12 protein-coding genes and 1 pseudogene are annotated in these 8,299 nt (G+C 51.0%); 4 read left to right on the forward strand and 9 right to left on the reverse strand.

Annotated features, from left to right (window positions below; all coding sequences use genetic code 11):
* The 3 genes from KQI26_RS14570 to KQI26_RS14580 form a co-directional block, all read left to right on the forward strand.
* Positions 1-204 (forward strand): hypothetical protein (locus tag KQI26_RS14570; protein WP_216504980.1); only part of this gene is annotated, 204 nt, incomplete at its 5' end.
* A gap of 33 nt (positions 205-237) precedes the next feature.
* Entirely contained in the window at positions 238-1,440 is a 1,203-nt protein-coding gene (locus KQI26_RS15835; RefSeq protein ID WP_216504981.1) for a LuxR C-terminal-related transcriptional regulator, read from the forward strand.
* 139 nt (positions 1,441-1,579) lie between these two features.
* Positions 1,580-2,239 (forward strand): S-layer homology domain-containing protein, encoded by a 660-nt coding sequence (locus KQI26_RS14580; protein WP_216504982.1) that lies wholly within the window; start codon positions 1,580-1,582, stop codon positions 2,237-2,239.
* A 595-nt stretch (positions 2,240-2,834) separates the two neighbouring features.
* On the opposite strand, the gene KQI26_RS14585 is transcribed toward KQI26_RS14580, so the two are convergent.
* The 5 genes from KQI26_RS14585 to KQI26_RS14605 all read right to left on the reverse strand — a co-directional run bounded on the left by KQI26_RS14585 (position 2,835) and on the right by KQI26_RS14605 (position 5,756).
* Positions 2,835-3,134, reverse strand: coding sequence for a helix-turn-helix domain-containing protein (locus KQI26_RS14585; protein WP_253292890.1), 300 nt, complete (start codon positions 3,132-3,134; stop codon positions 2,835-2,837).
* A 93-nt stretch (positions 3,135-3,227) separates the two neighbouring features.
* Positions 3,228-3,890: a retron system putative HNH endonuclease gene (locus KQI26_RS14590; protein WP_216504983.1), complete on the reverse strand. Its 663-nt coding sequence runs from the start codon at positions 3,888-3,890 to the stop codon at positions 3,228-3,230.
* 10 nt (positions 3,891-3,900) lie between these two features.
* Positions 3,901-5,181, reverse strand: coding sequence for an AAA family ATPase (locus tag KQI26_RS14595; RefSeq protein ID WP_216504984.1), 1,281 nt, complete (start codon positions 5,179-5,181; stop codon positions 3,901-3,903).
* Complete coding sequence (locus KQI26_RS14600) at positions 5,171-5,386, reverse strand: helix-turn-helix transcriptional regulator (protein WP_216504985.1); 216 nt, start codon at positions 5,384-5,386, stop codon at positions 5,171-5,173. The genes KQI26_RS14595 and KQI26_RS14600 overlap by 11 nt, the downstream gene beginning before the upstream one ends.
* A 154-nt stretch (positions 5,387-5,540) precedes the next feature.
* Positions 5,541-5,756: a helix-turn-helix domain-containing protein gene (locus KQI26_RS14605; RefSeq protein ID WP_118748406.1), complete on the reverse strand. Its 216-nt coding sequence runs from the start codon at positions 5,754-5,756 to the stop codon at positions 5,541-5,543.
* Between the two features lie 128 nt (positions 5,757-5,884).
* On the opposite strand from KQI26_RS14605, the pseudogene KQI26_RS14610 reads away from it, so the two are divergent.
* Positions 5,885-6,073, forward strand: a pseudogene (locus KQI26_RS14610) (hypothetical protein); the annotation flags it as partial.
* Positions 6,074-6,359: 286 nt separating this feature from the next.
* On the opposite strand, the gene KQI26_RS14615 reads toward KQI26_RS14610, so the two are convergent.
* The 4 genes from KQI26_RS14615 to KQI26_RS14630 all read right to left on the reverse strand — a co-directional run.
* Positions 6,360-6,905: an NADH peroxidase gene (locus KQI26_RS14615; protein ID WP_118427234.1), complete on the reverse strand. Its 546-nt coding sequence runs from the start codon at positions 6,903-6,905 to the stop codon at positions 6,360-6,362.
* Between the two features lie 42 nt (positions 6,906-6,947).
* The gene (locus KQI26_RS14620) at positions 6,948-7,346 is read right to left on the reverse strand and encodes an Rrf2 family transcriptional regulator (protein ID WP_118748399.1); all 399 of its coding nucleotides are present in this window, start codon (positions 7,344-7,346) and stop codon (positions 6,948-6,950) included.
* Positions 7,347-7,537: 191 nt separating this feature from the next.
* Positions 7,538-8,047 carry an IS30 family transposase gene (locus KQI26_RS14625; protein WP_216504986.1) on the reverse strand — a complete coding sequence of 170 codons (510 nt, stop codon included), beginning with the start codon at positions 8,045-8,047 and terminating at the stop codon, positions 7,538-7,540.
* Between the two features lie 48 nt (positions 8,048-8,095).
* On the reverse strand, positions 8,096-8,299 hold a 204-nt coding region (locus KQI26_RS14630), incomplete at its 5' end, for an IS3 family transposase (RefSeq protein WP_216503868.1).

Raw genomic sequence — 8,299 nt, forward strand, 5'->3', positions numbered from 1 at the left:
CCGGACGGCCATACTTTCTTTGCTTTTCTGCGTACAACCGGCCCGGCGCGGGAGCGCAGTATGGGAGCGGAGGCACTCCGCCAGCCCCTTGCAAAAACTCGAAAAAGTGGCCTAAGCCACTTTTTCGACACGCTCAAAGCCGCCCGGAAGGGCGGCTTTTTCTTGCAACTCTTCGGGCAGACGCATATAATAATAAATAGGTAACCGTTTTCCCAGCAAATGGAGGAGTGATAAGGGATGGACTATATCACCGTACAACAAGCCGCCGAAAAGTGGAACATTTCTCCCCGCCTGGCCCAGCAATACTGTGCCGACGGCCGCATCCCCGGGGCCCAGAAATTCGGCACGGCCTGGGCCATTCCCGCCTCCGCCCAAAAACCTGCGGACCCCCGGAAGGAGAAAGCCGCTTCCCCCTCCATCACGGCCCCATTGGAGGAAGCGCCCTCCCATCCCATTCCCATGCCCCTGCTCAACGGCCCCTTTCTTCCCGGGCATTGCAAGGAATATGTGGAAAGCATTCCGGAGGCCCAGCTGCGGGACATCGCCTGGGCCGAATACTATTATTTCAGCGGCCAACCGGAAGAGGCCGCCAGAATCGCCGAACTGTATCTTTCGTATGAGGAACTGTCCCTGCGTCTTTCCGCCTGCCTGATCTATACTTATGCCAATTTGTCCATTGGCCAGATCCAGCGTGCCAAGCACACCCTGACCCAAATCCAGAACACCCTGACCGCCGAGGAAACACTGCCGCCCCAGCTGCAAAGCGTAGCGGTATTTGCCATCACCACAGCATCTGTCCTGCTCCACCTCCCCCTGCCCCAGGGGCTTCATTCCCTGCCGGAGCACATCCGCCTGCTGCCTCCCGGCCTGCGGATGTTCGCCCTTTATGTCCAGGCCCACCAGACTTATCTGGAAGGGGACTACGGCAAAAGCATCGGCATTGTGGAAACCGCCTTTGCCATGGAGGGCCAGCGGTATCCCATCCCGTCCATTTACCTCCATCTGGCGGCGGTGATGGACTATATGAGCCTGAAACAGCCGGAGCAGGCCCAGGCCCATTTGCTGCGCGCCTGGGAGCTGGCCCGGCCGGATGATCTCATCGAAGGCTTTGGCGAACACCATGGCTTGCTGGGCGGCATGCTGGAGGCCGTTCTGAAAAAGGACTGGCCGGAGGACTTCCGGCGGATCATCGCCATCACCTACCGGTTTTCCGCAGGCTGGCGCAAGGTCCACAACCCGGAGACCGGTCACCCGGTGGCCGACAACCTGACCACCACCGAGTTTGCCGCCGCTATGCTGGCCGCCCGGGGCTGGACCAATCAGGAAATTGCAGGCCATCTGGGCATCTCCCCCAACACGGTGAAGCAATACATCTCCACCGCATTGCAAAAACTGAACATCAAACAGCGCAAAGATCTGAAGCAATATATGCTGCGATAATATCCTATTTTCAAAGGACTATGCCAAAAAATCTTGGACATAGTCCTTTTTTTCTGCAAAAGGGATGATTTCAAACACCTTTCTTTGTGCTACCCTAAAAATAGAGAACTGCCCCTGGCGAAAAGGAGGCCCCTTCCCAATGACCGAAAACATCCGCAAAAACATCCCCAGCAGTCCTCCCAGCTCCTTTGTCTTCCCCATGGACATCTGTTCCGAGGAGAAGCGCACCGCTCTTCCTTTCACCGACATTCCCGCCGGGGCCTGGTACGAAGAGGGGGTACGCTATGCCTGGTGCCACGGTCTGATGGCCGGCACCAGCCCCACCCTGTTTTCCCCCCGTCTGCCCCTGAGCCGTGGGATGGCGGTGACCATCCTCCACCGTCTGGAGTCCTGCCCCTCCCCCAAAGGGGAAAGCCGGTTTTCCGATGTGAAGCCAGGGTATTACTGGAGCGAAGCCGTGCTGTGGGCCGGGGAAAAAGGCATTGTGCTAGGATGCGGTCGGGGCAAGTTCCGGCCGGAGGAGCCCATCACCCGGGAGCAGTTGGCGGCTCTGTTCTACCGTCTGGCCCAGGTTTCCTCGGGAAAGCAAGAGGAAATCATGCCAACAGAATTTGCGGATTTTGCCGATGCCCGGCTCATCAGCCGGTATGCCCTGCCCGCCTTTCAGTGGGCCTTGGAGCAAAAACTGATCCAGGGGACCCGGCGCCGCCGTCTTTTTCCCCGGCGCAGTGCCACCCGGGCCCAGATGGCCGTGCTGCTGCACCGTTGGCAGCGATATGGCGGCGCGAAAACCATATAGTCAAAGCCTCCGGCTAAGCCGGAGGCTTAATCAAGCCCTATAAGGGCGTAATACCGACAATACCCCTATCCTATAACATGGGAAATAGAAGATGATGTATTAAAAGTTTCGTTTACGGCTGACCCTCTGACTGGTGCATTTTATGTGGATGGCGACACCATAACAAGTACTGATGGCGGCTATGTCTATCTAAAAGCAGATTAACAAGCTAAAGCAAGGCGGGGCATGACACTCTACATCTTTTCAATATCAATAGTAGGCTATACCCCAAAAATGAGAGAGGACGGTACAAGCAGTACCGCCCTCTTGTCTTTAGGCCTTCCCCACAGCATCCCAGCAAAAAAAGAGAGAACAGGTCTCCCTATTCTCTCTTCAGATATTCGGTAAAATCCGCTTCTTATTTGCCGAAGTAGCGGCTCAGCAGGCCAGCGAAAGCCTTGCCGTGGTGGGCTTCGTCTGGTGATAGGATTCTTCTACCGTATCAATCAGACTATATAAGGCTCTCAGCGTAATCGAAAATTTTTTTGCCCACGCTTTGCCCACAAAAATACGCTCTGCAAATCCAGTACCGAGTCAGGCTCCACAAGGGAAATGCTTACTTATTCGGGCTCGATGCAGCTTTGGCTTTAGACCGGTGCCGTGTGGCTTTCTTGGTCACATGGTCGTACTCGATCAGTCCGGCATCCATCTCGCGGATGAAGTCCTCCACGGCAATGGTCGCCACTTTGGTACTGCCCAGCTTGACCGCCCGCAGCAGCTTGACGCTGATGAGGTCATACACCATGTTCTTATTGACCTTCAAAATCTTCGCTACCTGCGGAACCGTCAAAAACTCACAGTTGGTCTGACGGACTTCTGCTACCGCAGCGCGGGTCTGTTCATTCATTGCATTCATGCTCATGCACCTCCTGCTCAAAAGTATAGAGGGTGCATGAGCATTTCGCAAAAAATTACAGACCTAATTTTAGTCAGGGCCTTTTCGCTTCCTTCATACTCTGGCGATCTGTCGTTTCAGATACCAGATAATCACACCGGCAAACTCAGCATATCGTCCATTCGTCTTGGCCTGAAATTGTTTCAGCATTCGTTCCAACTGCTGCTTCGGCACTTTCTTTCCCGGAAATTTGTCATGCAATTCCCGCTTGATACGATCCAATGCTGCCTTGCGGTTGGCTTTTAAGTAGGAGGCTGGACAGTTCAAATTCAGTGTACTGTCCAAATCCTTGTTGATGGCAGGATCATCAGAATAAATCGTTCCATCTGTTTTATACTTGATCTTGTCAATTGAGGTTCTATCCAGAGGATCTACCGTCAATGGCGTATTTTTGCGATGCTGGTCACAAGTCAGATTTTCAAACTTTCCTGCCTGCTTTTTGTTGCCGGAACATACAGCAAGCATATTGCGGTAATCAATCGTCAAGGCAGGGTCGTAATTCTCACTTTGGGGATGCTGCGGCAGATAGTGTTCAATTTGCACATTCTCCAGCGAGATGCGCCGCATACAATAGGCACACAGGCACCCTTGTTCCTCCAGCAAAGATACTTGAACCGCTTCTTTGGGTTTTCCGGACAAATTGCTATAGTCCGTCAGTCCTTTCCGTTTCTCTTGAATCAGTTCATTTGGCTCTTGCTCTTTCTCTATATACAGCATTGCGATCCACCTACATCCGTTCCAGTTCCAAGCTCACTTGTGCGCTGGTCAGTTCAGGATCGGCAGAGCCGATTTTATCTTCAATCTGCTGCAAGGTCAAAGCAGCATCGTCATAGCGCTGTTCGTCAATGGCATCGTACACCGATTGGAACATTTGCTTGATCTCAGATGGACGCTCACTGGCCCCCATGACGCTGCTCAGGATTGCGTTTGCATCCCTACCAAACACCTCGTTCTGCGGTTCGACCGCTTGCTGATCCGTCAGAATGAGCAGATTTTCTTTCTTCACGGAGTTGATGACCAGCGGCGCATGGGTAGATACGATAAACTGGACTTTCGGGAAAATTGTCCGCAAATCGCCGATAATCCGCTGCTGCCACTGGGGATGCAGATGCAAATCGATCTCATCGATCAAAACAATGCCGGTCGTTTCCTTGAGAACATCATCGAGCAGCCACGGGTTCAAAACGGCCATACGATAAGCAATGTCAGCCACCATACTGAGGGTGTTTTTGTAGCCATCACTCAATTCTTTCATCGGATAGCGTTCTCGATCCGAATTACCATCCCGGTACAGGATATCGAGTTCGTGTGTATCCAAGTTGAATTGGACATCTACATCGTCAAATCCTGTGATACCCTGGAAGCACTGAATGATCGCAGACTTGACTGCGGACAGTTCGGGAGCCTGTGTGCCATTGGTGGCACTCTGCAAGGTCATTTTCTCAAACCACTTTCGCATCATCTTTTCGTTAGATGCTGCATCCAAGCAATCCACATAACCCATCTGACGGTTAAACTTCATCAATTCTGAAGATTTCTTTTCCCGCTTTTGAGCCCACAAGCGTCCTGTTCCATAGTAAGAGATCAGGGGCAGTACCGGTTTTTCTCCATTCCGTACTTGATCTTGCAGTGCCGCCGAAATCGCGGTAATTTCCTTTGCATCGACCACCGTGGTCTTGCCTTCTGCGCTTCTCAGCTCACGCTTCCATGCAATAGGCGTTCCGCCAATAACTCCAGAAGCACTGATAGAAACAGGAAATTGGGGTTGCAGTTCAACCACACTGCCCATATCGTAACACTTATTCAGTGCGTCATCCTTAGAAATACCAGGGCTGCTCATTCCATCAAATCCTGCCAAAAATGTGCCGACAGCAATGGAGGCAGCATCCAAAAGCGTAGATTTACCACTTCCATTATTGCCAACGATCACAGTCAGTTCATGGTGGAACGTTGCTTCAAAGTGCTCGAAGCAACGGAAATTTTTGATTTCGATGCTGTTAATCTGCATGGGTGACACCTCCATTCATTGTATAGTTGATTTGATGTGTTTTGCAAAATTCTTCAATAGAGCGAATTGCCATTTGCGATGGCCTGGTTCGTTTGCGCTCCCAGCGGTTGACCGAGGCAAAGCTAACGCCTAATTCCTTTGCCAGTTCTTCTTGGCTCAGGGCACATTGTTTGCGAATGCATAAAATCAAACCCGAGTATTCCACTGCTCTGCCCCCTTTATCACATCAGCTGCTATTATCATAGCAGGTGTTATAAATGGGAACAAGTCGAAATCCATCGTACCCAATATAATTTTCAAGTTTTTATACCTTGAGTGACAGTTTGGGTGACATTAGATTTTAATTTATACGGATAGCACTACTCCGACCGCACACCCGGCAGTTCCACCGTCTGCCCCTCAAACTGCTCGACAAAATCCAGCAGTGCCTTGCGGCTTACTTTGCGGCTGCCCAGCTTGATAGAACGGAGATACCCGCAGCGGATCAGGTCATAGACCAGATTTTTATTGACGCGCAACAGTTTTGCTGCTTCCGGGACGGTATATAAAATATCGCGGCAAGCCAGAATTTCCATTGCGGTTTCATTGGCTTTCTGCCGCTGTTCTGATATCCGCGTGTTCTCGGATGCTTCCGGCTCATTCAAGCCGGAGATCCTGAACGACGTGCTGCACCTTGATCTGCCGGGACTGGATAGCGGCAAGGTATCAGGTGATGATCACGCAGCACGCTTGGATGTTCCTGTCCAGCTTTGAGAAGCTGCGTACAAAGCTGCTGGCAGTCGATATTGTCAATATGGCGCACCTCGGTGCAAGAGCGTTTGAAGAGATCGGCGGCGAAGTGGTGCAGACCACATCGTTTGTTATCCGCAAGAACCATATTGCGGATTATAAATCAATGCGATATGACCAGGCATTGTTCTTCCGTTTCCGAATACTGCCTTTCATTTCTGGAACCTCCCATAGATTGATTTTCTAACGAGAGTATAACAGCCCTAATGAATGACAGCAAAAAAGTGCCTACGGATTTTGCCGGGCCAGCATATAGACGCAAAAATGCGGCTCACACTTACCTGTGAACCGCATTTCTGTTACTGCGTATCTTTTGTGCTGAAAACCGCTGGAATCATTGGCTTTTCGCCATTACCGAGACTGGCTCCAGCACGGATATACAGACTTTCTTATTTGCCGAAGTAACGGCTCAGCAGGCCAGCGAAAGCCTTGCCGTGGCGAGCTTCGTCGCGAGCCATCTCGTGCACGGTGTCATGGATAGCATCCAGGTTCAGAGCCTTGGCGCGCTTGGCCAGGTCAGTCTTGCCAGCGGTAGCGCCGTTCTCGGCCTCCACACGCATCTCCAAGTTCTTCTTGGTAGAGTTGGTCACAACTTCGCCCAGCAGCTCGGCGAACTTGGCAGCATGCTCAGCCTCTTCATAAGCAGCCTTCTCCCAGTACAGGCCGATCTCAGGATAGCCTTCGCGATGGGCAACACGGGCCATAGCCAGGTACATACCGACCTCGGTGCACTCGCCGGTGAAGTTGGCGCGCAGATCCTCCATGATGTCCTCAGGAGCGCCCTGGGCCACGCCTACCACATGCTCAGCAGCCCAGCTCATCTCAGCGCCCTGCTCCACGAACTTCTCCTTAGGAGCCTTGCACTGGGGGCAAAAATCAGGGGCGGAATCCCCTTCGTGAACATAGCCGCAAACAGAGCAAACAAACTTTTTCATTTTTCCATTTCCTCCTGTTACTTTTGAATTTTCAACTCATTCTCACTGAAATTGACTCATCTTGATCGCGTGGAGCTCATCATGCAGATTCCGGCTCACCCGATCGAAGATCTGACGGAATTGGCAGATCCTTTTATCCTGGACCCGGGTGCAGTCAAAGTCCTCACACAGGCATTGTGCGATCTCAAAGGGGCCGTCGATGATCTCGATGATCTCCCCAATGGAGATGTCTTCCGGCGCTCTGCCCAAAGCAAAACCGCCGTTGACTCCTTTATAGGACTGCACGATGCCGGCGGCCGTGAGCTTATGCAGAATCTTCAGGGCAAAACGCTGGGTGACGCCGGAGTTTTCCGAAATCTCCCGGGCACTGATCTTGCCGCCCTGCTGCATGATGGTGTATACCACGCGCACCGCATAATCGGCTTCTCTCGTGATCTTCATGTTCTCACCACCGCTTTTGTTTACGCATTTAGTATACTTTTAAATGTTGCATTTGTCAATCATTTTTATGTAAAAAAATATACTTTTTTTGTAGTCTTTCCCATCCTCCATCTTTTTTGGATTTTTTTAAAAAACTTTAAAAAACTTCGCAAATGTCAATAGTAAATGCGAAAAAAATTGAAAATTTATTTTTATAGTGTGTCAAGGCATTCGCGGAAGCACATTGCAGAAGTTTTCCAGCCCAATATTTCACGCGGATAGTTGTTGATCCATTGTTCAAGGTCTTTTATTGCGGCGGTTGATACTTTTCCGAAGTCTGTTCCTTTCGGGTATCGCCGCCGTATCATTCTATTTTGATTTTCGTTTGATCCCCGTTCAAAACTGCTGTACGGGTGACAATAGTAAAAGCGTGTCCGCTTCCCCTTGCGGATCACGGATTGTTCCAACCTTTCCACATTGGAGAATTCCCCGCCATTATCAACGGTGATCGTTTTGAACACTTTGCGGAATAGCGCGCCGAACCGCCGTTCTATACGGTCAAGTGCCTTTATGGTGCTTTCCTCCGTCCGATCCGGCATACGCTCTATAATTTCTTGTCGCGTCTTCCGCTCCGTCAGCACAAGAAGGGCTTTCTTTGAAGTCTGCTTCCCGCTGTAAACGGTATCCATTTCCCAATGTCCGAAGACTTCGCGCCCCTCCACTTTGAAGTGACCCCAAAAAATTAGACAATATTCTGAAGTAAAAATTGTTCAAGCAGCCGAAAGGGCTTGCTGTCTGTGAATTGCAGGCGGCAAGCCCTTTAGCTTTGCCTTAATCCTGCGGTTGTTGTAGTAGTCCAGATACTCAATGAGCTCCTGTTTGAAGTGCTCCATGGACTGAAATTCCTGCAGATACAATAGCTCACTTTTGAGCAGCCCAAAGAAGTTTTCTATCACAGCATTGTCCAGACAGTT

Origin of the sequence: Intestinimonas sp. MSJ-38, assembly GCF_018917925.1 — a bacterium.
Taxonomy (GTDB): Bacteria; Bacillota; Clostridia; order Oscillospirales; family Butyricicoccaceae; genus Pseudobutyricicoccus.